Raw genomic sequence first — 26,747 nt, 5'->3', positions numbered from 1 at the left:
CGGATAAATTTGCATCAAAAGCGGTCAAAAGAGCACGTTATTTCTACAGTTTTCTAAATTTATCTGCGAAAAGAGCCACTTTTTCCCAATTGGTGTACTCCACCTCTTTGGTCGTATCGGTTTCGCCACCCGTCATCGACATAATGAACCTAATCATAGTTCTGTCGAACCAGCTATAACGTGGGTAATAAAGTGCACCAGCAAAAACACCGATTAGCGTTGGTTTCCAAGGCGACTTAATTAGGAACTTGCGAATGTAGGCACTACCTTCAGGTGTATCCTTTCCTTGGTCCTCTTTACGAGCGGTTAGGTTTACGCAGAAAAATGCCACTTTATTTTGCTCCAATTGATTGAGGTTTCGCTCAATAAACTGGTATAGCTTTTTATTAAGATGGCCATAGCGAATAGAGGCGCCTATCAATACTCTGTCGTATTGGCTGAAGTCAATCGTCTCGACATTATGTAAATCCACCAGCTCACAATCGAAATCTGGAAGTTGTTCATCTATATAGTGGAGAATTTTTTTAGTCTGCCCTTCGCGGGAAGAGTATAGAAATAATGCTTTTGCCACGATTTCCCCTTAGCTACGCCAAAACGTCGGCGTAAGTAGAATAAGTAAGGTAAAGATTTCCAAACGACCAAACAGCATAGAAACTATTAATACCCATTTTGCTTTGTCGTTAACATCACCAAAGTGAAGCGCCACTTCTCCCAAGCCAGGACCGAGGTTGTTCAGAGTCGCAGCCACCGCCGAGAACGCACTGAGCTCATCCATTCCTGTTGCAATCAACCCCAACATACAAACCACAAATACCAATGCGTATGCGGAGAAGAAACCCCAAACCGCATCGACAACACGTTGCGGTAGGGCACTGCCACCTACTTTGATGGTGTAAACCGCGCGTGGATGGACTAAACGTTTTAGTTCACGCGCACCTTGTAAGGTAAGAAGCAGGATACGGATCACTTTCATGCCGCCGCCTGTTGAACCAGCACAACCACCTATAAAGGAAGAGAACAATAACAGCACAGGTAAGAAGAGCGGCCAATCCGCAAAACCTGTTGTCGTAAAGCCCGCTGTTGTGGATATTGATACGGTTTGGAACAGAGCCTGATCGAAAGCATCGTATGTCGATGTGTAAGAGTGATGTTTCAGTAATAATAGAAAGCAAATGATAAATAGCAGCACTTGAATAAACAAGAAGGCGCGAAACTCAGGATCTTTCCAGTAATACTTGGGATGTACGCCACCTGATGCAAATGCAGCAAAGTGCAGTGTGTAATTACATGCAGATATAAGCAGAAAAACTACCGTAATCAGGTTAATCGCGTAACTATCAAAGTATCCGATGCTGGCATCGTGGGTAGAGAAGCCACCAATGGCAATGGTGGAAAAGCTGTGACTGATGGCATCAAATGGCGTCATACCAGCTAACCAAAAAGCCGAAGCACAGGCGATAGTCAGGCTCAAATAGATGTACCAAAGCGCCTTAGCAGTTTCTGCTATGCGCGGCGTCACTTTAGTATCCTTGACTGGACCTGGGATCTCGGCGCGGTAAAGCTGCATACCACCGATGCCAAGTACTGGCAAAATCGCCACCGCTAATACGATGATTCCCATACCGCCGAACCACTGCAGTAACTGTCGATAGAATAGAATCGCTTTAGGTAACTCATCCAAACCAACAATAACGGTCGCCCCGGTCGTCGTGAGAGCAGAAAACGATTCAAAAAACGCATCTGTCACTGAGACGTTCGGATTGTCAGCAATGAGAAAGGGGATCGAGCCTGCACTGCCAAGTACTGTCCAGAATAAGACGACAATAAGAAAGCCATCTCGAGCTTTAAGCTCGTGCTTATACCTGCGGTTTGGGTACCAACAAACGGCCCCACAAAACAGCAGAACAAAAAATGTCGTGACAAAAGGCACACCAGCACCATCTCGATAGATCAGCGCAACGAGTGCTGGCGCAAGCATAGTGACACTAAAGAGTGCGAGCAGTAGCCCGACGATTCGAATAATTGAACGAAATTGCATGGATAAATTGACTAGCGAAGCTGTCCCTGTTGCTTCCTGTTTTTCATTATTGTCCGTCTAGCGGAGTGACAATTGCCTTTGCCCCGCTTTTATTGATGATTGCTTGGGTAAACGCGCTCACTTCTCGAAGCTCAATTTCCACCACTAATACGACCTGATCGCTGTATTCAGCCTCGACTTCTATCGCACCAAATTGCGGCATGATTGATTGTGCGATAGGCATAAACCCATAGTCTAACGTTAGTCTGAGCTTTGTGGTTATTTTTTTCTCAATAGTTTGAAGCAGCTTGAGCGCTTGTTGAACCCCACCCCCATACGCTTTAACCAAGCCGCCTGTACCTAACTTGATTCCACCAGAGTATCGCGTGACCACAGCCGTGATCTCCCCCACCCCAGATCCAGACAGCTGCGCCAGGATTGGTTTGCCTGCCGTCCCTGAAGGTTCTCCATCATCACTAAAGCCCCACTTCATCGAATCTTCTGGTCGACCAGCAACAAAGCCCCAACAGTTATGTCTAGCATCAGCGTGTTTAGCTTTGATTTGATCAACAAATGCTTTTGCAGCTTCGATACTTGGCGTGTGTGCCAAATAAGTAATGAAGACGCTCTTTTTAATTTCTTCTTCAAATTGAGCGGGCTCTGCTGGAATCAGATAAGGCTTGTCATTCATAGGATTATGGATTCATGTCTATTTGCCTGAAGTCTATCACGAGTGTGATTTACCCGTCGCATAAGATCTGCCACAGCGCACAATGTTAAACACTTGTTTAAAAAATGTATTGAAATTAAACAATCCACGATCCAAACTAACCTTACTGGTCAAACCAGAACAAAAATAAAACGACTTCCTCGATACCTATTTGCCGAGGTACACGGCGTCGTTGAAATAGGTATACAGACAATCCACGATTGTATGTCATGGAGATAGACAATGATTTACCAAGCCGAAACCCTACAGGTAAAGGAAATACAAGATGGTATTGCAGAGCTAAGCTTCTGCTCTCCAAAATCCGTCAACAAACTCGACCTAGCGACATTAGAATCGCTAGATAAAGCTCTTGATGCGCTCATTGCCCATCAAGGCCTCAAGGGGTTGTTGCTCACTTCAGATAAAGACGCATTCATTGTAGGCGCAGACATTACCGAGTTTTTAGGTCTGTTTGCTAAAACGGATGCCGAGCTCGACCAATGGCTGCAATTTGCTAATAGCATCTTTAACAAATTAGAAGACTTACCCGTTCCGACCATCTCAGTGATCAAAGGCCACGCTCTTGGTGGCGGTTGTGAATGTGTGCTAGCAACAGACATGCGTATTGGTGACAAAACCACCAGCATCGGCCTACCAGAAACGAAACTGGGAATCATGCCGGGCTTTGGTGGTTGTGTACGCTTACCTCGCGTTATTGGCGCAGACAGCGCAATGGAAATCATCACCCAAGGTAAAGCATGCCGAGCTGATGAAGCATTGAAAATTGGCTTACTCGATGCTGTTGTAGAGACTGATGCTTTATACGAATCAGCACTACAAACTCTTAACTCTGCAATTAATGAGAAACTTGACTGGCAAGCACGCCGAGCACAGAAAACATCGCCTCTAACGCTGAGTAAGCTTGAATCAATGATGAGCTTCACCATGGCGAAGGGTCTGGTGGCACAAAAAGCAGGTCCTCACTACCCTGCCCCAATGACAGCCGTTATCACGATTGAAGAAGGTGCTCGCTTTGCACGTAATGAAGCGTTAGACATTGAACGTAAGCACTTCGTGAAATTGGCTAAATCGGAAGAAGCAAAATCACTCGTTGGCCTATTCCTTAATGATCAATACATCAAAGGCATTGCGAAAAAAGCAGCGAAGTCAGCAAGTAAAGACACGCAACGTGCAGCCGTATTAGGTGCAGGTATCATGGGTGGCGGCATTGCTTACCAATCAGCGCTAAAAGGTGTGCCAGTCTTAATGAAAGACATCGCGCAAGCATCGCTCGACCTAGGCATGACTGAAGCATCTAAGCTGCTGAATAAACGCTTATCTCGCGGTCGCATTGATGGCTTTAAGATGGCGGGTATTTTAGCGTCAATCACACCGAGCTTACATTACGCAGGTATTGAAAACTCTGATGTGATTGTTGAAGCTGTCGTTGAAAACCCGAAAGTAAAAGCAGCAGTTTTGAGTGAAGTTGAGTCCCATGTCGGTGACGACACCGTTATCACCTCAAACACCTCGACGATTCCTATCAACCTATTGGCAAAATCACTAAAACGCCCAGAAAACTTCTGTGGTATGCACTTCTTCAACCCAGTGCATCGTATGCCTCTTGTTGAGATCATCCGTGGTGAGCACACCTCTGATGAAACCATCAATCGTGTTGTGGCGTATGCTGCGAAAATGGGCAAATCACCAATTGTCGTTAATGACTGCCCAGGGTTCTTCGTTAACCGCGTATTGTTCCCATACTTTGGCGGCTTCAGCATGCTACTTCGTGATGGTGCTGACTTTACGAAAATCGACAAAGTCATGGAGCGTAAGTTTGGCTGGCCGATGGGACCGGCGTACTTGCTTGACGTAGTCGGCATTGATACCGCGCACCACGCACAAGCTGTGATGGCTGACGGTTTCCCTGAGCGTATGGGTAAACAAGGTCGTGATGCGATTGATGCACTGTTCGAAGCAGACAAATATGGTCAGAAAAATGGTAATGGCTTCTACAGCTACACCATAGATAAAAAAGGTAAGCCGAAGAAAACCTTCTCCGAAGCGATCTTACCGGTACTTGCTGACGTTTGTGCCGATAAGCAGGACTTTGACGATCAGACCATCATTCAACGTATGATGATTCCAATGATCAACGAAGTGGTGCTGTGCCTACAAGAAGGCATCATCGCGACTCCGCAGGAAGCAGATATGGCGTTGGTTTATGGTCTTGGTTTCCCTCCATTCCGCGGTGGCGTATTCCGCTATCTAGACAGCGTGGGTATTGCTGAATACGTTGAAATGGCAAAACAACACGCCGAGCTAGGTGCGATGTACCAAGTACCGCAAATGCTGATTGATATGGCGGCGAAAGGTGAAAGCTTTTACGGTGCACAACAGCAAGGTTCTATCTAAGGAGGGATTCTAAAATGACTAATCAAACAAGAAATGTTGTCGTAGTCGATTGTCTACGTACTCCAATGGGTCGCTCTAAAGGTGGTGCTTTCCGTCATACACGAGCAGAAGATCTATCTGCGCGCCTAATGAAAGGCATTCTTGCGCGTAACCCACAAGTGAACCCAAGCGAGATTGAAGACATCTACTGGGGCTGTGTACAGCAAACACTAGAGCAAGGCTTTAACGTTGCACGTAATGCCGCGCTACTCGCGGGCCTGCCGATTGAAATTGGCGCCGTGACGGTGAACCGCTTGTGTGGTTCATCCATGCAAGCGCTTCACGATGGTACACGTGCCATCATGACTGGCGATGCTGAAATCTGCCTAATTGGTGGTGTTGAGCACATGGGGCATGTGCCAATGAACCACGGTGTAGACTTTCACCCAGGTATGTCAAAGAACGTAGCAAAAGCTGCGGGCATGATGGGCTTAACGGCTGAAATGCTTGGTAAATTACATGGTATTAGCCGTGAGCAACAAGACGATTTTGCCGCTCGCTCTCACGCTCGTGCGCACGCAGCAACCGTAGAGGGTCGTTTTAAAAATGAAATTCTACCAATTGAAGGCCACGCAGCAGACGGCACACTGTTCACTCTGGATTACGACGAAGTGATTCGCCCTGAAACATCCGTTGAAGGTCTATCTCAACTTCGCCCAGTGTTCGACCCAGCAAACGGTACAGTAACAGCCGGTACATCATCGGCTCTGTCCGATGGTGCATCAGCGATGTTGATCATGAGTGAAGAGAAAGCCAATGAGCTTGGTTTGAAGATTCGTGCACGTATTAAAGGCATGGCCATTGCGGGCTGCGATCCTTCTATTATGGGTTACGGTCCTGTACCTGCGACGAAAAAAGCGCTCAAGCGTGCTGGTCTTTCAATTGAAGACATGGATGTGGTTGAGCTAAACGAAGCATTTGCCGCGCAGTCTCTGCCGTGTGCTAAAGACTTAGGCCTGCTTGATGTTATGGATGAGAAAGTCAACCTTAACGGTGGTGCGATAGCATTGGGTCATCCACTAGGCTGTTCTGGTTCACGTATCTCAACAACGTTGATCAACCTAATGGAAGCGAAAGACGCGAAATATGGTCTGGCCACCATGTGTATCGGTTTGGGTCAGGGCATTGCGACAGTATTTGAACGACCATAACAGTTCAAGACGTTGTTGTAGTGATCGAGCCAACAATCATAAGCAAATGAACTAATAATAAAATTTTTAGTATTACACTTAAGGGCGACAATTGATGTCGCCCTTTTTGTTTTACATCAAACATGCATGAAGAGCATACATTAAATGCTCAAGTTTCATTTTATTCATAGACAAAGAAGACATACACTTAGACCAGTTGATATCTTGCTGCATGTGACCCAGAGTCATGCTACCGCACAATCGGAGAACCTTATGTTTAATGCTCTAGTTCTAAATCAAGAAGACAAACGTACTATCGCTAACATCGAGCAAATCGATGAAACACAACTGCCTGAAGGCGACGTTCTGATTGACGTTGATTACTCATCGTTAAACTACAAAGACGGTCTTGCGATCACAGGTAAAGGTAAAATCATCCGTAACTTCCCGATGGTGCCAGGTATTGACCTAGCAGGTACGGTAGTAAGCTCAGAAGACGACCGCTACCAAGCTGGTGACAAAGTTGTCCTTACTGGCTGGGGCGTGGGTGAAAACCACTGGGGTGGTATGTCTCAGCGTGCTCGTCTAAAAGCGGATTGGCTAGTACCACTACCAAAAGGTCTAGACAGCAAGAAAGCAATGATGGTTGGTACTGCTGGCTTCACTGGTATGCTGTGTGTTCAAGCACTGCTTGATGCAGGCATCAAACCTGAAAATGGCGAAATCCTAGTAACTGGCGCAAGTGGCGGTGTAGGCTCAGTCGCAGTAACGCTTCTAGCACAGCTTGGCTACAAAGTTGCTGCAGTGACAGGTCGTGTAGAAAAAAATGGCCCGCTACTTGAAAAACTAGGTGCTAGCCGCATCATCGACCGTACTGAATTTGAAGAACTAGCACGTCCACTTGAAAAGCAAGTATGGGCAGGTGCGGTTGATACTGTAGGCAGCAAAGTACTGGCTAAAGTATTGGCGCAAATGGATTACAACAGTGCAGTTGCAGCTTGTGGTCTTGCTGGTGGTTTTGATCTACCAACCACAGTGATGCCGTTCATCCTACGTAATGTTCGCCTACAAGGTGTGGACTCAGTAATGTGCCCAACAGAGAAACGTATCGCTGCATGGGAAAAGCTGGTCGAGCTACTACCAGACAGCTACTTCGAGCAAGCGTGTACTGAAGTTGCTCTTGCTGAAGCACCGAAATATGCAGAAGACATCACCAACGGTCAAGTAACGGGTCGTGTGGTTATCAAGCTATAAACACTGACTCAGTGTAAACAGACGAAGAGCCGGCTTTGCTGGCTCTTTTTTGTTAGCAGTTCAGTCCCATATCTTCGATACGTTTAGCTATCAGACGGCTACACTCTTCACGCACAATCGTTCTTAACCATTCTTGAGCGGGAGAATGCTCGCAACGCGCATGCCAAATCATCGAGTATTCAAACGGCGTGAATTGGAATGGTAACGGTTTCACCACTAAGTCATAACGCTCGGCAACCAGATACGCCAAGTCCGCTGGCACTGTGATGATAATTGGCAAGGTATCCATGATCGCCAATGCGGCTTCTAAATGATAAGCCCGCAGAACCATTTTACGCTTAGGTTTCTCCATCAAAGCTTGTTCGATCAGTGCCTTAACACCATCACTGATGGCGATCATGGCATGTGGATGACTCAGATAATCATCCAAGCTCATTTCTTTATCCGCTAATGGATGCTGTTTTGAAAGCATACACAGCACCCCCACTCGCCCCAACACTTCACTGCGTAGAGGCTCCACCGGGCCTGTCGGGCGACAAATCGCTAAGTCTGCACCTTCATAAGTGAGCTGATCTGATAAACGGTCGTGTTGCAGTGGTAAGAAGTTGAAAGACACGTTTGGCGCTTCTTGGTAAATTCTCGGCAAAGCGAACGGTAAGATTGTTTGCATGGCATAGTCGGTGGTCACGATGTTGAAAGTCTGCACGCATTGCAATGGGTCAAACTCAACCGGAGATAACAACTGACGTAAAGACTCTAATGGTTCGCCCAATGAGCGATCGATCTCTAACGCTTTCTGAGTTGGGATCAAATGCTGTCCCTGACGAGTAAACAGCGGGTCTCCCAACAAGTCACGTAGACGACCAAGCACACGACTCATTGCCGATTGACTCAAGTTCAGACGTGTTGCCGCCTTACTGACACTGTTTTCTTCTATCAGTACTCGCAACGCAACCAGTAAATTTAAATCTCGGCGATAGATGTCTTCCAGTTCCACGAATTAGCCACTTATTTTGTATGTGTTTGGGTAAATTGTACTCTTTAGGCAAAAAAAATCCCGCCTTTCAGCGGGGAAGCCCAAGAAAAATGGGGATAGTGTCGGAATGAAGTGTCGGTAAAAAATAGGTGAGCGTTATTAAAAGCATTCTGATCCAAGCAAGAAGCGCTAATTTTCTTGCTCAGATGCGCCAGACCATCTGCGCATCTCGATCCAAATCCCAATAATAGTGGCAACCATGCCTACTAGAGGCGTCAAAGAGGTGTCAGCTGGCGTCCTGAGTACCAATGCACAAAACGAGATAAAACACAGCACTGAGTAAATCGTAAGTCTGTCTAACGCTGTTAACATTGCCTCTCCCTTGCCAGTTGTTACCAAATTGTTAATTTAAGGTAAAACAAAAAATTCGGTTTGCCAAGTGGTTATTGAATATTTTTTCAACGAAAGTAAAATTCAACGCTCAGTTAGTTACGAGAATCACACTATGAGCTTTAATCCTGAACTGGCAAACAAGACATTAGAGGCGGAAGGACTGCGCTGCCCAGAGCCAGTGATGATGGTCAGGAAGACAATTCGCAACATGCAAGATGGTGAGATTTTGCTGGTCAAAGCAGACGATCCATCCACAACTCGAGACATTCCGAGTTTCTGCCGCTTTATGGACCACCAATTAGTTGCGGCACAAACGGAGCAAGTTCCGTATCAGTACCTGATCAAGAAAGGATTGGAATAATCTGGTCGAACTAAAAACGGCAGCCAATATTGGCTGCCGTTTGTTTATTCATCGTATTCGAGTGTGCGAACTTCTGATTGGAGCTTGTTAAGTTGTTTCTTCATTGCCCGCATCTCTTCATGCATAGGAATGATGTGAGCGACACGAATCCACGCTTCTACTGTCAATCCAGTAAGAACGAACGATCCTGCTACAATCGGTAACCACATATCAGTTAGCACCATCGCTAGTAAACACAGCGCTAAACCAAAAGTGAATAAATAACTCTGACTCTTCGGGGACATCCCCATGTAACGTGTAAGCATAAACTTGCCCTCTCGCTATCATTCACACCATTAAACTACCATGACAAGTATGACACTTATATGTCATCCGTCACGCAACGGAACGATTTAGAGTCAGAGTTTGAACTCGCGCAGCACGCCACTAATGATTGATAACTCACATCATTTCACGTGCAAAAAATCAGAACAGTGCAGCCCCTATTGCCAGAGCAATAAACAAAAATGCGGTGATTTTACGGATCAGCCCTAAAGGCATCTTGTCGGCCGACAATTTACCAATCAGGACCACAGGAACATTCGCCAGCAGCATACCGATTGTGGTACCGATAATCACCAAACTTAACGCATCCGCGTATTGCGCCCCTAAGATGGAAGTGGCGATCTGAGTTTTATCGCCTATCTCCGCAACGAAGAACGCGATAAAGCTGGCAATAAATGGGCCTCGATTAGAAATCTGTTCGTCATCATCCAGTTTGTCCGGGATCAGAACCCAAGCCGCCATCGCGACAAAACTGACCACCAGCACCCACTTTAAAATCTCAGGTGATAGATAGTCTGCGACAACCACACCTAACCATGCAGCCAAAGCGTGGTTGGCAATAGTTGCCAAAAAGATTGCTGCAATAATTGGGATTGGTTTTCGGTAACGACTTGCGAGTAATAGAGATAGCAATTGGGTCTTATCGCCAATTTCTGCTAACGCTACAGTAGTAATTGAAATAGCTAAAACGCTCACGACATGCTCATTGGGGCAGGGATTATTATTTTTAACCGAAGACAAACCTCACGCCCCTACCCCGGTTCGTGATGATTTGTCTAAGGTCTTGCTAAACTTGAAAGGCTTCAAGTCTCGAACGCCATGGTGATTTTGCACCAATTATGTTGACGGACGAACCAGATGAAACAGAAACTTCATCAGGTAAGCTACTCCCCAAAGACAGGCGCAATTCTAGCCACCTTTGTTGCGCTTCTCAAGAGCCAAAGCAGGCAAAAACTCCCTTTTAGGAAAAATACAGCAGATAACGCGGTAAAAATTCATTAAAGGAGAAAATCGCCCACGAATTAATCAAGATTAGCTCTACTCCCATGCTCAATATCTGGTTATACTAGATTGTTAATTTATTCAACCGTAATTACTCTTTATCGCCGTTGTTAGAGTTGAAAAACTCGGCATAGATGACGAATTAACGAGTAACAAGAGAATCGCGCGAACCTGACTTATGCAAAAATACGATATCAAAACCTTCCAGGGAATGATCCTCGCGCTGCAGGATTATTGGGCTCAAAATGGTTGTACCATTGTTCAACCGCTAGATATGGAAGTGGGTGCGGGTACCTCTCACCCAATGACCTGTCTACGAGCGCTTGGCCCAGAGCCAATGTCGACAGCTTACGTACAACCTTCACGTCGTCCTACTGATGGCCGTTACGGTGAAAACCCTAACCGTCTTCAGCACTACTACCAATTCCAAGTAGCGCTAAAACCATCGCCTGACAATATTCAAGAGTTGTACCTTGGCTCCCTTGAAGTTCTTGGTATTGACCCTCTTGTACACGACATCCGTTTCGTAGAAGACAACTGGGAAAACCCAACACTAGGCGCATGGGGTCTGGGCTGGGAAGTTTGGCTAAACGGCATGGAAGTGACTCAGTTTACTTACTTCCAGCAAGTTGGTGGTCTTGAGTGTAAGCCAGTAACTGGTGAGATCACTTACGGTATCGAACGTCTAGCAATGTACATCCAAGAAGTAGACTCTGTTTACGACCTAGTTTGGAACATCGCGCCAGACGGCAGCAAAGTGACTTACGGTGACATCTTCCACCAAAACGAAGTAGAGCAATCAACTTACAACTTCGAGCACGCAGACGTTGATTTCCTATTTGGTTTCTTCGAACAGTGTGAGAAAGAGTGTAAAGAGCTGCTTGAGCTTGAAAAGCCACTGCCACTACCTGCTTACGAGCGCATCCTAAAAGCTGGTCACGCATTCAACCTACTAGACGCGCGTAAAGCGATCTCAGTAACTGAACGCCAACGTTACATCCTACGCATCCGCAACCTGACGAAAGCAGTTGCAGAAGCATACTACGCATCGCGTGAAGCTCTTGGCTTCCCAATGTGTAAGAAAGAACAAGCGTAAGGGGTAGAGTAACATGGCAAAAGAATTTCTAATCGAGCTAGGTACAGAAGAGCTACCACCAACGCAACTTCGCACTCTAGCTGAAGCATTCGCAGCAAACTTCGAAGCAGAACTAAAAGGCGCTGAGCTTGCTCACGAAGGCGTGAAATGGTTCGCGGCGCCTCGTCGTCTTGCACTTAAAGTCGCTGCACTAGCAGACAGCCAGTCTGACAAAGTTGTTGAAAAACGTGGTCCTGCGGTTTCTGCAGCATTTGACGCAGAAGGCAACCCAACAAAAGCGGCTCAAGGCTGGGCACGCGGTTGTGGCATCACGGTTGACCAAGCAGAGCGCATGGTTACAGACAAAGGTGAATGGCTACTGTTCAAACAAGAAGTGAAAGGTCAGCCAACGTCTGAGATCGTCGTTGAACTTGCAGCGAAAGCACTAGCAAACCTACCTATCGCAAAACCAATGCGCTGGGGTAACAAAACGACTCAATTTATCCGTCCAGTTAAGACGCTAACCATGCTAATGGGCAGCGACCTAATCGAAGGCGAGATCCTTGGTGTTGCTTCAGACCGCACTATCCGTGGTCACCGCTTCATGGGTGAGCAAGAGTTTACTATCGATTCTGCTGAGCAATACCCTGCGATCCTAGAAGAGCGCGGTAAAGTAATGGCAGATTACGAAGCGCGTAAAGCAATCATCCTAGCTGACGCACAAAAAGCGGCAGCAGCAGTTGGCGGTATCGCTGACCTAGAAGATGACTTAGTAGAAGAAGTAACGTCTCTGGTTGAATGGCCAGTGGTACTAACAGCGAAGTTTGAAGAAGAGTTCCTAAAAGTACCTTCTGAAGCATTGGTTTACACCATGAAAGGTGACCAAAAATACTTCCCTGTTTACGACGAAAACAAGAAGCTACTACCTAACTTCATCTTCGTATCGAACATCGAATCAAAAGAGCCTCGTTACGTAATCGAAGGTAACGAGAAAGTGGTTCGTCCTCGTCTTGCTGACGCAGAGTTCTTCTTCAACACAGACCGTAAGCGTCCGCTTATCGACCGTCTGCCTGAACTAGAGCAAGCGATCTTCCAAAAGCAACTGGGGACGATCAAAGACAAAACAGACCGCATCACAGAACTTGCTGGCTACATTGCTGAGCAAATCGGTGCTGACGTTGAGAAATCAAAGCGTGCTGGTCTACTAGCAAAATGTGACCTAATGACCTCAATGGTATTCGAATTCACGGATACTCAAGGTGTTATGGGTATGCACTATGCTCGCCACGACGGTGAAGCAGAAGAAGTTGCAGTCGCACTGAACGAGCAATACATGCCTCGTTTCGCAGGTGATGAACTGCCATCAAACGGCGTTTCAACTGCAGTTGCAATGGCAGACAAGCTAGACACTATCGTAGGTATCTTCGGTATTGGTCAAGCGCCTAAAGGCAGCGACCCATTCGCACTACGCCGCGCATCTCTAGGTGTACTACGTATCATCGTTGAATACGGCTACAACCTAGATCTTGTTGACCTAGTAGCGAAAGCGAAGTCACTATTTGGCGATCGCCTAACCAACGACAACGTTGAGCAAGACGTTATCGAGTTCATGCTTGGTCGTTTCCGTGCTTGGTACCAAGACGAAGGCTTCAGCGTAGACATCATTCAAGCGGTTCTAGCGCGTCGTCCTACAAAACCAGCAGACTTCGACCAACGAGTTAAAGCGGTTTCTCACTTCCGTGAGCTAGAAGCGGCAGAGTCTCTAGCAGCAGCGAACAAACGTGTAGGTAACATCCTAGCGAAATTCGACGGCGAACTAGCAGCAGACATCGACCTAGCACTTCTACAAGAAGACGCAGAGAAAGCACTAGCAGAAAGCGTTGAAGTAATGACAGAAGCGCTAGAGCCAGCATTTGCTACTGGTAACTACCAAGAAGCCCTAAGCAAGCTAGCTGACCTACGTGAACCAGTTGATGCGTTTTTCGATAACGTAATGGTAATGGCAGACGACGAAGCACTTAAGAAGAACCGTCTGACACTTCTGAACAACCTGCGTAACCTGTTCCTACAGATCGCAGATATTTCTTTGCTTCAAAAGTAATTCATTGCTCTTCGAAGTGATTAAGAAATAAGTAAAAGGGAAGCAGATGCTTCCCTTTTTTGTTGCCTTCAAACCGATGAAGGTGATGCTTATTATTCATTTTGTGAACAAGACTAAAATTTGTAGGGTGAGACGCGTTTAACTTGTTGGTGTAGAGCTCGGATTGTAGAGGCACAGTTTTGCTATAACTGGACTGTTTATTCGGGGGAAGGACACAATGAAAAAAACAATTCTCGCACTCTCTATCGGTCTACTGAGCGCCTGCAGCCAGATTCCAGAAAATGCCATCGTATTAAGCGTTGGTGATGACACCGCTGTTTTTGAGGAAAACTCACAGGGCTTACTTGTCGCCGAGCAAAAACTCGAAAAAGGCAGTTATAGCTTTACCATTGCTGACAGCAATCAAAGCTGTGGCAGTAGCTTTGCCCTAGCAGAAGAAGATCGCATCAAATTCAATCGTCCATTAAAAATGGATAACTGCGCCACTGATGCACAAATGCCGCTGCGCATCTTCAAAGCCAATACCTATCAATTTACGCTCAACCCAACCACCAACGAGCTAACGGTAAAAATCAAACCAAAACAGAGTCAGGACATCACCTACTCTTGCCCTGTCGCAACTGACACGCCAAAAACCATCAACGTTGCCCAAACCTTTAATGATGGCACTGTCGTTCGTGATGCCTTAACCGGACAAGAAACCACTGTCGCCAATGGCAGCGTCACCATGCAACCGGGTCCTATGAGCCAAGGTCTATTGCTGCTAGAAGAAGTTGAACAGCAAGCCGACAAACCGTTCAGTTGGGACAATGCGACGGTGTACTTCGTCATGACCGACCGCTTCTACAATGGCAACCCAGACAACGACAACAGCTACGGTCGCAGCAAAGACGGAAAATATGAGATTGGTACCTTCCACGGTGGTGACTTAGCGGGTCTAACGAAAAAACTCGATTACATCGAATCACTTGGTGTCAATGCTATCTGGATAACCTCACCACTGGAACAAATCCACGGCTGGGTTGGCGGCGGCGATAAAGGCGACTTTAAGCACTACGGCTACCACGGCTACTATCACCAAGATTGGACCAAGCTTGATGCCAACATGGGTACCGAAGATGAACTCAGAACCTTCGTCGATACTGCCCATAAGAAAGGTATCCGCGTGATTTGGGATGTGGTCATGAACCACACAGGTTATGCGACATTAGCAGACATGCAGGAATTCGGATTTGGTCAGCTTTACCTTGATGACCAAGAAGCCAAAGAAGTCCTTGGTGAAAAATGGACCGACTGGCAGCCAAAATCAGGACAAAGCTGGCACAGCTTCAACGACTACATCAAATACGGTGATAGCGAAGCGTGGGATAAATGGTGGGGCAAAGATTGGATCCGCACCGATATTGGCGACTACGATGCTCCGGGCTACAACGACATCACCATGTCTTTGAACTACCTACCGGATCTCAAAACCGAATCAACTCAGAAAACCGGATTACCAAACTTCTTCCGCAATAAAGACACCAATGCGCAAGATGAGCTGCAAACCCCACGTGAACACATGATTACCTGGTTATCCGATTGGGTGCGCGACTATGGCATTGACGGCTTCCGTGTCGACACCGCTAAACACGTTGAAATGGAAGCGTGGGCAGAGTTGAAAGCCAGCACCACCCAAGCGCTTGCTCAATGGAAACAAAACAACCCGGACAAAGCCTTGGATGACCTACCTTTCTGGATGACAGGTGAAGTGTGGGCACACAGCGTAGTGAAGAGCCCGTATTTCGATAACGGCTTCGATTCCATCATCAACTTCGAGTTCCAATCTGATGTGGCACCAAAAGCGCTGAAGTGTTTCGCTCAACTTGATAATGATTACCGCCGCTATGCAGAGCGCATCAATACCGATCCTGAGTTCAATGTGTTGAGCTACCTGTCTTCACACGATACACAACTGTTTTGGTCAGCTCGCAGCCGCAGCTTTGATGACCAAGCACGTGCGGCAAATGCTCTGATGCTGGCTCCGGGTGCAGTACAGATCTATTACGGTGATGAGATAGCTCGTGATTTTGGCATTACTGGTTCAGACGCCCACCAAGGCACACGCTCAGATATGCCATGGGATAAGATTCATGGCGAGCGAGAAGATCTACTGAAACATTGGCAAAAGTTGGGTGAATTCCGTAAACGCCACCCAGCAGTTGCTCAAGGTAAGCACATCACTCGCAACCAAGAAGGTTATTACGCGTTTGAACGCCAATACCAAGACGACAAGGTGTTGATTGTTTACACCGGTGAGTAAATCACACTCTCTCCACCAGCAAGGGAAGCATAAGCTTCCCTTTTTTATTGTTCTTTTTGCCCTTTTGTCTCGTTCCTCTGGTCTGATGACGCACTTTTTTCTTTTTCGGCTTAATTCACACTTTGCGTTAATTACACATTGAGGTAAGGTCAAGGATTACTCGATAAGCCGATAAAACATCGGCATAAACATACACAAAGCAATCACAATGAATTAGGTATAAGTCAGCATGCAGTTCTCAAAGTTTGGTGAAAAATTTAATCAGTATTCAGGTATTACGCAGTTAATGGACGATTTGAATGATGGTCTGCGCACACCAGGTGCCATCATGCTCGGTGGAGGTAATCCTGCCGCCATTCCTGCCATGCTCGATTACTTTCACCAAGCCAGTGAGGAAATGCTCGCCAGTGGGGAGCTCGTCGCCGCCCTCGCCAACTACGATGGCCCGCAGGGTAAAGACGCGTTCGTCAAAGCGCTAGCTCAGTTATTCCGTGAAACTTACGGCTGGGATATTTCCGAAAAGAACATCAGCCTAACTAACGGTAGCCAGAGTGGCTTCTTCTACTTGTTCAACTTGTTGGCAGGTAAACAGCCAGACGGTTCGCACAAGAAAGTGCTACTGCCTATCGCACCTGAATACATCGGTTATGGTGATGCTGGCATTGATGAAGATATCTTTATCTCTTACCACCCAGAAATCGAGCTGTTAGATAACGGTCTGTTTAAATACCACGTCGATTTTGAGCAGCTAACCGTCGACGACTCTGTTGCGGCAATCTGTGCATCTCGTCCAACCAACCCAACGGGTAATGTACTGACAGACGAAGAAGTACGTAAGCTGGACAAGCTAGCACGTGAGAACAACATCCCGCTGATCATCGATAACGCCTACGGTCTACCTTTCCCGAACATCATCTTTGAAGATGTCGAACCGTTCTGGAATGAAAACACCATCCTATGCATGAGCCTATCTAAGCTTGGTTTACCGGGCGTGCGTTGTGGCATTGTGATTGCGAGTGAAGAAATCACGCAAGCATTAACCAATATGAACGGCATCATCAGCCTAGCGCCGGGCAGTGTTGGTCCAGCGCTGGCAAACCATATAATTGGCAAAGGTGATCTGCTTAAACTGAGTTCAGAGGTGATTAAGCCGTTCTACAAGCAAAAATCACAACGAGCGGTTGAACTGCTCCAACAAGCAGTTACCGATGAGCGATTCCGCATCCACAAGCCGGAAGGCGCTATCTTCTTGTGGTTATGGTTTGATGAACTGCCAATCACAACAATGGAACTGTACCAACGCTTGAAAGCGCGTGGCGTATTGATTGTCCCTGGTGAATATTTCTTTATTGGTCAGCAAGACGAGTGGGATCACGCGCACCAATGCCTGCGTATGAACTACGTTCAAGATGATGAGATGATGCAAAAAGGCATTGCGATTATCGCTGAAGAAGTGGAAAAGGCTTACCGCGAAGGTAAATAGACGGATTGAACTCAGCCGTTCTTCTCTTTGAAATTACAGCTTTAAAATAGCGGATTTGAAAACCCCAAACTAAAAAGAGCGCCCATATGGCGCTCTTTCTCATTCTATAACCGGGTGGTTAACTGATTAGTTGTTCTCAATCAGGTTGTTGCCACCGATAGCAATCTTACGTGGTTGCATGGCTTCAGGGATTTCACGAACTAAATCGATATGAAGCAGACCGTTTTCCATTGATGCACCCACGACTTTTACGTAATCCGCTAGCTGGAATTTACGTTCAAAATCACGTTCTGCAATACCTTGGTAAACGTAGTTTTTGCCTTCTTCTGCTTTACGTTCGCCCTTCACAATCAACATGTTTTCGTTTTGAGTCAGATCGAGCTGTTCTTCAGCAAAGCCAGCAACGGCCATAGTAATACGGTAGTTGTGCTCGTCTTTTTGCTCAATGTTGTATGGAGGGTAACCGCCAGAAGTATTTTTCGCTGTATTCGCTTCCATCAGGTTTAGCAGACGATCAAAGCCAATTGCATTACGGTATAGTGGTGAGAAATCTACATTACGCATAAATCTATCCTCTTAATTAAGCAATAGTCTTAGTTCAGATGAGTTCAATCCTACTGGCGTGTTTATGCAAAAACCAACGCCGAACTAAGAGATTCTTATCATTCCACTGGCCTTGGTTTGGCTCGGAGACATGATATTGAATCTAAAGGTTTAAGTTGTGTGCTAAAACGCCATATCCTCTTCTGAGCGATCTCGTTTTAGCGATTTCAGAGGGCTGGTCTTCTAGTCTCTAGCAAGCCAGTCACCCTCTTCATAACTAGATATAAGGTCGTCAAAAATGACTTTCAAGGGAAAAAACAAAAAATTTTTAAAGCATCCACTATCCCCTTGAACAGCTTAGTTCCTCATCACTTCGCGATCAGTGATAAAAAGCCCGCCGTTCTGGAGGGCTCAATCTACACTTTACTTGCGGGAGGATTTACGCGCTTTTACAACGCCCTTTTCTGCCGCCTTTTCCTGCTTTAGTTTGCGCTTTTCTTTTAGACTCAACTGCGGTTGTTTCTTTTCTTTCTTACTCATGACTTCACCTCTATTTATTGGCACAACAGACAACCACACAGCATTTTCTGAGCTGGTGGTTGCGATTGATGAACAATTTCAGTAATCACAAAGCAGCGTCGCTGATTAAAAATTTCCACTTCGAGCGCATCATTTTTAGCTCGACCTAATAGTCGAGACCCCAAATAAGAATCGACCGCGAGCATACCTGTCATGGGTTGCCCCTTGCGCGAGCTGACCAATGTCATGCGATATTGATAGGCGCGTTCAACATCCACTAAGCGAACCGTGTCCCCAACCGCAATACGAGTTCGGTTACGGCAATGGGCTTGTTGCTCGCAGGTTTCAAATAGCGATAACAACCTTAGTGGTGATTGATAGGTTAAAAAGCGACTGGTTAACCACCAAGTTCGCAGCGCCAAGCAGTACGCTGAGAACCAGCGTTCAAACATGATTATTTCCTTCTTAATGCCTTGTCTTACAAATAAATTCAGTGCATTGAACCGGAAGTGCATCACTTCCGGCTTAGTTCAGGAAAGTCATCACCATTTTCTTAGTCTCCTTATTCATCAGCTCTTCAGCACTATAGCGAGCAGAAAAAAGAAAGCAAAAACGCTCAAGCGAACAAAATGGCGAGAAAAAAAGAAAACAGAAATAAAATGGCAGGCTTGATCGGGTTGTTGGCAGTTAGTACCAGAAAAACATCCGCTTTAGCAGAAAGTGGCGATTTTAGCTGGTGGTACAACAAAAAAAGCAGCGATTTCTCGCTGCTTTTTACTATCACGAACAGTGTCGTTATACGTCTAGGTTCGCTACTTTCAGTGCGTTCTCTTCGATGAAGTTACGACGAGGTTCTACTTGGTCACCCATTAGCGTAGTGAACAGTTGATCTGCGCCTACCGCATCTTCAATCGTTACCTGCATCATACGACGAGTTTCTGGGTCCATGGTGGTTTCCCAAAGTTGGTCTGGGTTCATCTCACCTAGACCTTTGTAGCGCTGACGGCTTAAGCCACGCATTGACTCTTTCACTAACCAGTCAAGCGCTTCTGCAAAGTTTGCCACTGGCATAGTACGCTCACCACGTTTGATGTACGCGCCTTCTTCCAGAAGTCCATCAAGTGCTTCTGATAGATCGGCCAACTTGCGGTACTCTTTCGAGTTTAGGAAGTCGATGCTAATTGCATGTTCGTGCGTCACGCCGTGAGTACGAACCACAATCTTAGGCAAGTTTAAGCCTAGCTCTTCGTGCTGCTCAACTTCGTAGCTGTACTGGCTTGCACCCACTTCTTTCGCATTCAGCTGTTCAATAAGCTGCTTCGTCCAAGCTTCCACAACTGATGCGTCATGGCATTGCTCTGGCGTTAGGCGAGGAGTGTAAATCAACTCGTTTACCAAAGCACTTGGGTAACGACGGCTCATACGTTCCGCCAGTTTAATACCCGCATTGTACTGTTGAACAAGCTTCTCTAGTGCTTCACCTGCCAATGCTGGTGCTTCTGCGTTTACGTGTAGCGATGCGTTGTCCAGAGCCAATGATACTTGGTATTGGTTCATCGCTTCTTCATCTTTGATGTACTGCTCTTGTTTGCCTTTTTTCACTTTGTATAGTGGTGGCTGAGCGATGTACACATAGCCACGCTCGATAAGCTCTGGCATTTGACGGTAGAAGAAGGTCAACAGTAGCGTACGGATGTGCGAACCATCGACATCGGCATCGGTCATGATGATGATGTTGTGGTAACGAAGCTTGTCCGGGTTGTACTCGTCACGACCGATACCACAACCAAGTGCAGTGATCAGCGTTGCTACTTCTTGCGAAGACAGCATCTTGTCGAAACGCGCTTTTTCTACGTTAAGAATCTTACCTTTTAGCGGTAGGATTGCTTGGTTCTTACGGTTACGGCCTTGTTTTGCGGAGCCGCCTGCCGAATCACCCTCCACTATGTATAGTTCAGAGAGTGCCGGATCTTTTTCCTGACAGTCTGCAAGTTTACCTGGAAGGCCAGCTAGGTCTAGTGCACCTTTACGGCGCGTCATTTCACGAGCTTTACGCGCTGCTTCACGAGCACGTGCTGCATCGATGATTTTCGAACAAACCATCTTCGCTTCTGTCGGGTTCTCAATCAGAAACTCAGACAGTTTTTCACCCATTGCAGACTCAACAGCTGATTTCACTTCAGAAGAAACCAGTTTGTCTTTTGTTTGGCTTGAGAACTTAGGATCAGGCACTTTCACCGAAACAACCGCAGTTAGACCTTCACGCGCATCGTCGCCTGAAGTCGCTGTTTTCGCTTTCTTCGAGAAACCTTCTTTATCCATAAAGCTGTTCAATGTACGTGTTAGCGCAGCACGGAAACCAGCAAGGTGAGTACCACCATCACGCTGTGGGATATTGTTGGTAAAGCAGAAGATGTTCTCTTGGAAACCATCGTTCCATTGCATCGCCACTTCAACTGAAATGCCGTCTTCACGCTCAGAGTTAAAGTGGAAGATTTTTTCGATGATTGGCGTTTTGTTGGTGTTTAGGTGATCAACGAACGCTTGAATACCACCTTCATACATGAAGTGATCATGTTTGTCCGCTTCACGTTCATCAACCAATTTGATCGACACACCAGAGTTCAGGAATGACAGTTCACGCAGGCGTTTCGCCAGAATGTCATAGTGGAACTCAGTGTTAGAGAACGTTTCGGCACTTGGCCAGAAACGAATTTGTGTACCGGTTTTATCCGTATCACCCACAACAGCTAGTGGCGCTTGAGGCTCACCATGGCGGTAGGTTTGCGTATGGATATGGCCACCACGATGAATCGTTAGCTCAACTTTCTCTGATAGTGCGTTTACTACTGAAACACCTACCCCGTGAAGACCACCCGATACTTTGTATGAGTTATCGTCGAACTTACCACCCGCGTGAAGAACCGTCATGATTACTTCTGCTGCAGAGACATTTTCCTCTGAGTGGATTTCTGTTGGAATGCCACGACCATCATCGCTAACGGAAACCGAGTTATCCTCATGAATTGTCACAACGATGTCTTTACAGTGACCTGCCAACGCTTCATCAATTGAGTTATCCACCACCTCGAAAACCATGTGGTGAAGGCCGGTGCCGTCGTCCGTATCGCCGATGTACATTCCTGGACGCTTACGTACCGCATCCAGACCCTTCAGTACCTTAATACTCGATGAATCGTAATTTTCAGACATGAGTTTCTCTCTTCTAGTTTGACTCTATCCTGCCATGTTCCACATGAAACAATTTACCGTTATCGTCCAACATATCGGCGATTTGGCTTTCAGTGATAGAGCTTACAAATACTTGTGCGCCCGTCTCTTTTAAGCAGTCAGCAAGACGCTTGCGACGTTGGCTATCTAATTCCGACGCGAAGTCATCAATTAGGTAAATGCATTGTTTACCGGCCATCTCTGTCAGGTGTTGCCCTTGCGCTACACGCAATGCACACACCATGAGTTTTAATTGACCGCGTGACAGAACATCTTCAACGGGCGTTCCGTTCACTTTAATGCGCAAATCAGCTTTGTTTGGGCCACTAAAGGTGTATCCCAATGCCTGATCACGCTCAAAATTCTTTTCTAGTATCTCGTGGTATGGAGTGTCTTTATCCCAGCCACGATAATACTTCAATTGGATCTCAAATTCTGGCAAAAATGTCTGACAGATAGTTTCTGCGACAGTTTTCATCTGCTCGATGTAACTTGCTCGCCATTGGCTGATGTTTTCAGCCAATCCTGCCATTTCCTGATCCCAATAACTGAGCTCACGATAACTATTGGCGGTTTTCAACAACGCGTTGCGCTGCTTGTTCAGGCGCTTGAACCTTCCCCATGCTTGATAAAAAGCGGGCTCGGTATGAAACACGCCCCAATCAATAAACGCACGACGATGTTTAGGGCCATCTGTCAGTAAATCAAACCCTTCTGGGTGTATCAACTGCAGAGGCAGAACTTGTGCCAACTGCGCTAATTTTTGTCCAGATTGACCGCCTATTTTAACCTCTGTTGAGCCATCACGCTGCTTATTAATGCCGATAGGTAGCTCAAATTGATCCGAGTTCAAAAAACGACCATGAACAAACAGTTCGTCACACTCATTTTGTATCACTCGTCCGGTGAGAGAGCTCTTGAATGAGCGGCCATGCCCGAGCAGATAAACCGCTTCTAAGACACTGGTTTTACCGCTGCCGTTCGGCCCGATAAGAAAGTTAAAGCCTGCTGATAACTCAATATCACAGGCTTTAATGTTTCGAAACTGCTGAATGATGAGACGAGAAAGAGGCATTCAGTTGGCTTATAGACGAATTGGCATCACCACGTACATGGCACTGTCATCGTCGGCATTTTCAATCAACGCGCTAGCGTTAGCATCCGACATCGACACACGTACATTTTCACAACGCAACGTGTTCAGAACATCAAGCACATAGCTTACGTTAAAGCCGATTTCGATGGCGTCACCTTCAAAGGTTACATCAAGCATCTCTTCCGCTTCTTCTTGTTCTGGGTTATTCGCGGTTATGCGCATTTCAGTATCAGCCAGATTCACACGCACGCCACGGAATTTTTCGTTGGAAAGAATAGCAGCACGAGAGAAGGCTTGGCGCAACTCGTCACAACTTGCTATTAGTGTCTTATTGGTGCTCTGAGGCAATACACGGCGGTAGTCAGGGAAACGACCATCAACCAACTTAGAGGTAAAAGTAAAGTTATTCACCTCAGCACGAACATTGGAGCTACCGATCTGAAGTACTACGGGCTGCTCTGGCGCATCCATCAACTTTACTAATTCTTGCACACCTTTGCGTGGCACGATGATTTGCTTCTGCGCAAAGTCCGCACCTAGCTGAGTTTGCGATACCGCCATACGGTGGCCGTCCGTCGCTACGCTGCGTAGCGTGGTGCCGTCAATTTCAAACAACATGCCGTTGAGGTAGTAACGAACGTCTTGATTCGCCATCGAGAACTGAGTTTTGTCGATCAGCGTACGTAAATCAGCTTGGCTCAGTGATACTTCCACTTCACTTTGCCAGTCTTCAATATTAGGGAAATCGTTTGCAGGAAGCGTTGCCAACGAGAAACGGCTGCGACCAGAGCGAACTTGTACGCGATCACCTTCTAATACAAATGTGATGATCGCATCGTCCGGTAAACCACGACAGATATCGAGAAACTTACGCGAAGGAACGGTAATGCTGCCCGCTTCAAAATCACCTTCTAGCGTCACTTTGCTTACTAACTCTACTTCAAGATCGGTTGCCGTCATCGACAATACGTTCTCTTCTACTTTAAGAAGTAGGTTACCCAGGATTGGCAGAGTTGGTCGGCCACCTAAAGCGCCCGAAACCTGCTGTAGCGGTTTGATTAAATGACTACGTTCAATGGTAAATTTCATGCTTGGCTCTTTACGCTGTCAGCTCAATAAATGATTTGCTTAGAATACCGTTATTCTAACCGATTACGAAGACAGGGTGCGAATCAAGTTAGAGTAATCTTCTTTAATGTCGTGGCTCTCTTCACGCAGCTGCTCAATCTTGCGACACGCATGAAGTACGGTCGTATGATCGCGGCCCCCAAACGCATCGCCAATTTCAGGCAAGCTATGGTTGGTTAGTTCTTTTGCTAACGCCATGGCCAGCTGACGAGGACGCGCTACAGAACGAGAACGACGCTTAGACAGCAAGTCCGCCACTTTAATCTTGTAGTATTCCGCCACGGTCTTTTGAATGTTATCGATCGTCACCAGCTTCTCTTGTAGAGCAAGCAGATCGCGCAGCGCTTCACGAACAAAATCAATCGTAATTGGACGACCAGTAAAGTTCGCGTTCGCGATAACACGGTTCAGTGCACCTTCGAGCTCACGAACGTTCGAACGCAGACGCTTGGCAATGAAGAATGCCACTTCATCAGCAAGGTGGATTTGGTGATCTTCGGCTTTTTTCATCAAGATCGCCACACGCGTTTCAAGCTCAGGTGGCTCGATCGCAACAGTAAGACCCCAACCAAAGCGAGATTTAAGACGATCTTCAACGCCATTAATTTCTTTAGGATAACGGTCAGACGTTAGAATGATCTGCTGATTACCTTCCAATAGTGCGTTGAAGGTATGGAAGAATTCTTCTTGTGAACGTTCTTTATTAGCAAAGAATTGGATGTCATCGATAAGGAGCGCATCCACGCTGCGGTAGTAGCGTTTGAATTCTTCAATCGCATTGTTTTGCAGCGCTTTCACCATGTCTTGCACAAAACGTTCTGAGTGCATGTAGACCACTTTTGCGTTCGGGTTGTTATCCACAATCGCGTTACCCACCGCATGCAATAAGTGGGTTTTACCCAAACCCGTGCCGCCGTATAGGAATAGTGGGTTGTAAGCTGCACCTGGGTTATCCGATACCTGACGCGCCGCAGCCAAACCCAGTTGGTTCGACTTACCTTCAACAAAGTTGTCGAATTTGTGTTTTGGGTTCATGTTTGAGCGGTGATTGATAGCCGCAATCGCTTGAGCGTCGTCATCCCAGGTTTTGTGTACTGGCTTACGCGCCTGTAATTGCGCAGGTGCAGATGACTCCGCAGCCACATCTGCAGGCGTACGTGTCGGCGCTGGTTTTGGTGCAGAGACAGGTCGGCTCCCCACTTCAAAACGTAAGTTAGGAATATCGCCACCGCAGTATTCCTGCAGTAAGCGAGTAATATTGTTCAGATACTTATCACGCACCCAGTCCAACACAAAGCGGTTTGGCGCGAATAGAGTGAGAGTATTGTCATTGAGCTCCGCTTGTAGCGGACGAACCCACATGCTGAATTCTGTAGCTGGTAGCTCTTCTTGAAGCTGCTGCAAACATTGCAGCCAAAGCGAAGATGACACGGTGCCCCCACTGAGTAATTGAATTATCGGAAAAGACTGGCAATTTTACCTGTTGATAACCAAGATCGCCAGCGATTGATCGACGATCCAGTGAATAAGATCCAAGTTATTCACAATTATTTCTGCAAACTTGATGAGATCAACACACCTTGCCCCAAATTTGCCCACACAACGATCCACAATTGGGCAAAATTCACAAGATCGAGCGATTGGTGATAAGTCTGTGTATTATTTTATTCCCAATGCTGATTTTGTCGATCATTTCGCTAGGTTCAGTTCGCATTTTCGTCACATTTAACATTCTTCTTCTATTATCTAATAACTCACAGGTCTAGGTTATTGCTCTTGGTTATTTATTTAATTGAGCTAACTAACAGTAGTATTTCCAACCATAAAATTATGGAGATGTATTATGAAAAACTGGATTAAGGTTGCCGTTGCAGCCATTGCACTGTCGGCAGCAACCGTACAAGCCGCTACTGAAGTCAAAGTTGGTATGTCAGGTCGCTACTTCCCGTTTACTTTTGTAAAGCAAGACAAGCTACAAGGCTTTGAAGTCGACATGTGGGATGAAATCGGTAAACGTAACGATTACAAAATCGAATACGTAACAGCCAACTTCTCTGGTTTATTTGGTCTTTTAGAAACTGGTCGTATCGATACGATCTCCAACCAAATCACCATGACTGATGAGCGTAAAGCTAAATACCTATTTGCTGACCCTTACGTTGTAGATGGCGCACAAATTACCGTGCGTAAAGGCAACGACAGCATCAAAGGTGTTGACGATCTTGCGGGCAAAACCGTTGCGGTGAACCTAGGCTCTAACTTTGAGCAACTGCTGCGTCAATACGACAAAGACGGCAAGATCAATATTAAAACGTACGACACAGGTATCGAACATGACGTGGCGCTCGGTCGTGCAGATGCATTTGTAATGGATCGTCTTTCTGCTTTAGAACTGATTAAGAAAACTGGTCTTCCTTTGGAATTGGCAGGCGAACCGTTTGAGACCATTCAAAACGCATGGCCTTTCGTGGACAACGAGAAAGGTCGTAAGCTGCAAGAAGAAGTAAACAAAGCACTGGCTGAGATGCGCGCAGATGGTACAGTAGAGAAAATTTCCGTGAAGTGGTTTGGCGCTGACATCACGAAATAAGAACTCTTTGTACTTTAGGCCGCAAAGTGGTATCACTCTCGGACTAAAATAAACTTACG

The 26,747-nt window shown here is 46.4% G+C and carries 22 protein-coding genes; 9 read left to right on the top strand and 13 right to left on the bottom strand.

Annotation, left to right across the window (positions count from 1 at the left end):
- Positions 1–43: 43 nt before the first annotated feature.
- The 3 genes from hemG to MTF70_RS22210 are packed head-to-tail and all read right to left on the bottom strand — an operon-like array spanning position 44 to position 2,708.
- Entirely contained in the window at positions 44–571 is a 528-nt protein-coding gene (gene hemG / locus MTF70_RS22220) for a menaquinone-dependent protoporphyrinogen IX dehydrogenase (RefSeq protein WP_054866462.1), read from the bottom strand.
- 9 nt (positions 572–580) lie between these two features.
- Positions 581–2,038 (bottom strand): TrkH family potassium uptake protein, encoded by a 1,458-nt coding sequence (locus MTF70_RS22215; RefSeq protein WP_005378893.1) that lies wholly within the window; start codon positions 2,036–2,038, stop codon positions 581–583.
- Positions 2,039–2,084: 46 nt separating this feature from the next.
- Positions 2,085–2,708, bottom strand: coding sequence for a YigZ family protein (locus tag MTF70_RS22210; protein WP_005378891.1), 624 nt, complete (start codon positions 2,706–2,708; stop codon positions 2,085–2,087).
- A 261-nt stretch (positions 2,709–2,969) separates the two neighbouring features.
- Here MTF70_RS22210 and fadB point away from each other — a divergent pair, with 261 nt between their 5' ends.
- From fadB to MTF70_RS22195, 3 genes are all read left to right on the top strand, one after another.
- Positions 2,970–5,141 (top strand): fatty acid oxidation complex subunit alpha FadB, encoded by a 2,172-nt coding sequence (gene fadB, locus MTF70_RS22205; RefSeq protein WP_054579435.1) that lies wholly within the window; start codon positions 2,970–2,972, stop codon positions 5,139–5,141.
- Between the two features lie 14 nt (positions 5,142–5,155).
- Positions 5,156–6,331 (top strand): acetyl-CoA C-acyltransferase FadA, encoded by a 1,176-nt coding sequence (fadA, locus tag MTF70_RS22200; protein ID WP_186584583.1) that lies wholly within the window; start codon positions 5,156–5,158, stop codon positions 6,329–6,331.
- A gap of 252 nt (positions 6,332–6,583) precedes the next feature.
- Positions 6,584–7,564 (top strand): MDR family oxidoreductase, encoded by a 981-nt coding sequence (locus tag MTF70_RS22195; RefSeq protein ID WP_042523906.1) that lies wholly within the window; start codon positions 6,584–6,586, stop codon positions 7,562–7,564.
- A 52-nt stretch (positions 7,565–7,616) separates the two neighbouring features.
- Here the strand turns inward: MTF70_RS22195 and MTF70_RS22190 are convergent, their stop codons facing one another.
- Together MTF70_RS22190 and MTF70_RS22185 are read right to left on the bottom strand one after the other, a co-directional pair.
- Entirely contained in the window at positions 7,617–8,561 is a 945-nt protein-coding gene (locus MTF70_RS22190; RefSeq protein WP_005378881.1) for a LysR substrate-binding domain-containing protein, read from the bottom strand.
- A 168-nt stretch (positions 8,562–8,729) separates the two neighbouring features.
- Positions 8,730–8,912 carry a hypothetical protein gene (locus tag MTF70_RS22185; protein ID WP_005378880.1) on the bottom strand — a complete coding sequence of 61 codons (183 nt, stop codon included), beginning with the start codon at positions 8,910–8,912 and terminating at the stop codon, positions 8,730–8,732.
- 133 nt (positions 8,913–9,045) lie between these two features.
- On the opposite strand from MTF70_RS22185, the gene tusA reads away from it, so the two are divergent.
- A complete protein-coding gene (gene tusA / locus MTF70_RS22180; RefSeq protein WP_005378879.1) occupies positions 9,046–9,294 on the top strand; it encodes a sulfurtransferase TusA in 249 nt (82 codons plus the stop codon).
- A 44-nt stretch (positions 9,295–9,338) separates the two neighbouring features.
- Here tusA and MTF70_RS22175 read toward each other — a convergent pair whose 3' ends face one another.
- Together MTF70_RS22175 and MTF70_RS22170 are read right to left on the bottom strand one after the other, a co-directional pair.
- Positions 9,339–9,599, bottom strand: a complete 261-nt coding sequence (locus tag MTF70_RS22175; RefSeq protein ID WP_005378878.1) for a hypothetical protein — start codon at positions 9,597–9,599, stop codon at positions 9,339–9,341.
- A 160-nt stretch (positions 9,600–9,759) separates the two neighbouring features.
- Entirely contained in the window at positions 9,760–10,314 is a 555-nt protein-coding gene (locus MTF70_RS22170; RefSeq protein ID WP_005378877.1) for a TMEM165/GDT1 family protein, read from the bottom strand.
- A 484-nt stretch (positions 10,315–10,798) separates the two neighbouring features.
- Here MTF70_RS22170 and glyQ point away from each other — a divergent pair, with 484 nt between their 5' ends.
- From glyQ to MTF70_RS22150, 4 genes are all read left to right on the top strand, one after another.
- Positions 10,799–11,716: a glycine--tRNA ligase subunit alpha gene (gene glyQ, locus MTF70_RS22165; protein ID WP_005451074.1), complete on the top strand. Its 918-nt coding sequence runs from the start codon at positions 10,799–10,801 to the stop codon at positions 11,714–11,716.
- Between the two features lie 13 nt (positions 11,717–11,729).
- A complete protein-coding gene (gene glyS, locus MTF70_RS22160; RefSeq protein ID WP_005378875.1) occupies positions 11,730–13,796 on the top strand; it encodes a glycine--tRNA ligase subunit beta in 2,067 nt (688 codons plus the stop codon).
- Positions 13,797–14,013: 217 nt separating this feature from the next.
- On the top strand, positions 14,014–16,098 hold the full coding sequence (locus MTF70_RS22155; RefSeq protein WP_205461591.1) for an alpha-amylase: 2,085 nt from the start codon (positions 14,014–14,016) through the stop codon (positions 16,096–16,098).
- Between the two features lie 229 nt (positions 16,099–16,327).
- Positions 16,328–17,581 (top strand): valine--pyruvate transaminase, encoded by a 1,254-nt coding sequence (locus MTF70_RS22150; protein WP_042523899.1) that lies wholly within the window; start codon positions 16,328–16,330, stop codon positions 17,579–17,581.
- 126 nt (positions 17,582–17,707) lie between these two features.
- Here MTF70_RS22150 and MTF70_RS22145 read toward each other — a convergent pair whose 3' ends face one another.
- From MTF70_RS22145 to dnaA, 6 genes are all read right to left on the bottom strand, one after another.
- Positions 17,708–18,145: an Hsp20 family protein gene (locus MTF70_RS22145; RefSeq protein WP_005378857.1), complete on the bottom strand. Its 438-nt coding sequence runs from the start codon at positions 18,143–18,145 to the stop codon at positions 17,708–17,710.
- Positions 18,146–18,678: 533 nt separating this feature from the next.
- Positions 18,679–19,095, bottom strand: coding sequence for a GreA/GreB family elongation factor (locus MTF70_RS22140; RefSeq protein WP_017821918.1), 417 nt, complete (start codon positions 19,093–19,095; stop codon positions 18,679–18,681).
- Between the two features lie 343 nt (positions 19,096–19,438).
- A complete protein-coding gene (gene gyrB, locus MTF70_RS22135) occupies positions 19,439–21,856 on the bottom strand; it encodes a DNA topoisomerase (ATP-hydrolyzing) subunit B (protein ID WP_042523897.1) in 2,418 nt (805 codons plus the stop codon).
- A gap of 13 nt (positions 21,857–21,869) precedes the next feature.
- Positions 21,870–22,949, bottom strand: coding sequence for a DNA replication/repair protein RecF (gene recF / locus MTF70_RS22130; protein WP_005378839.1), 1,080 nt, complete (start codon positions 22,947–22,949; stop codon positions 21,870–21,872).
- A 9-nt stretch (positions 22,950–22,958) separates the two neighbouring features.
- Positions 22,959–24,059: a DNA polymerase III subunit beta gene (dnaN, locus tag MTF70_RS22125; RefSeq protein WP_005394106.1), complete on the bottom strand. Its 1,101-nt coding sequence runs from the start codon at positions 24,057–24,059 to the stop codon at positions 22,959–22,961.
- A gap of 63 nt (positions 24,060–24,122) precedes the next feature.
- A complete protein-coding gene (gene dnaA, locus MTF70_RS22120) occupies positions 24,123–25,529 on the bottom strand; it encodes a chromosomal replication initiator protein DnaA (RefSeq protein ID WP_005378835.1) in 1,407 nt (468 codons plus the stop codon).
- A gap of 412 nt (positions 25,530–25,941) precedes the next feature.
- On the opposite strand from dnaA, the gene MTF70_RS22115 reads away from it, so the two are divergent.
- Complete coding sequence (locus MTF70_RS22115) at positions 25,942–26,688, top strand: amino acid ABC transporter substrate-binding protein (protein ID WP_005378831.1); 747 nt, start codon at positions 25,942–25,944, stop codon at positions 26,686–26,688.
- The last annotated feature ends 59 nt before the right edge of the window (positions 26,689–26,747 follow it).

This window comes from Vibrio sp. 2CM40D, assembly GCF_023161825.1.
Taxonomy (GTDB): Bacteria; Pseudomonadota; Gammaproteobacteria; order Enterobacterales; family Vibrionaceae; genus Vibrio; species Vibrio alginolyticus.
Note: the sequence above shows the minus strand (reverse complement) of the source record. Positions and strands in the feature narration are given on the sequence as shown.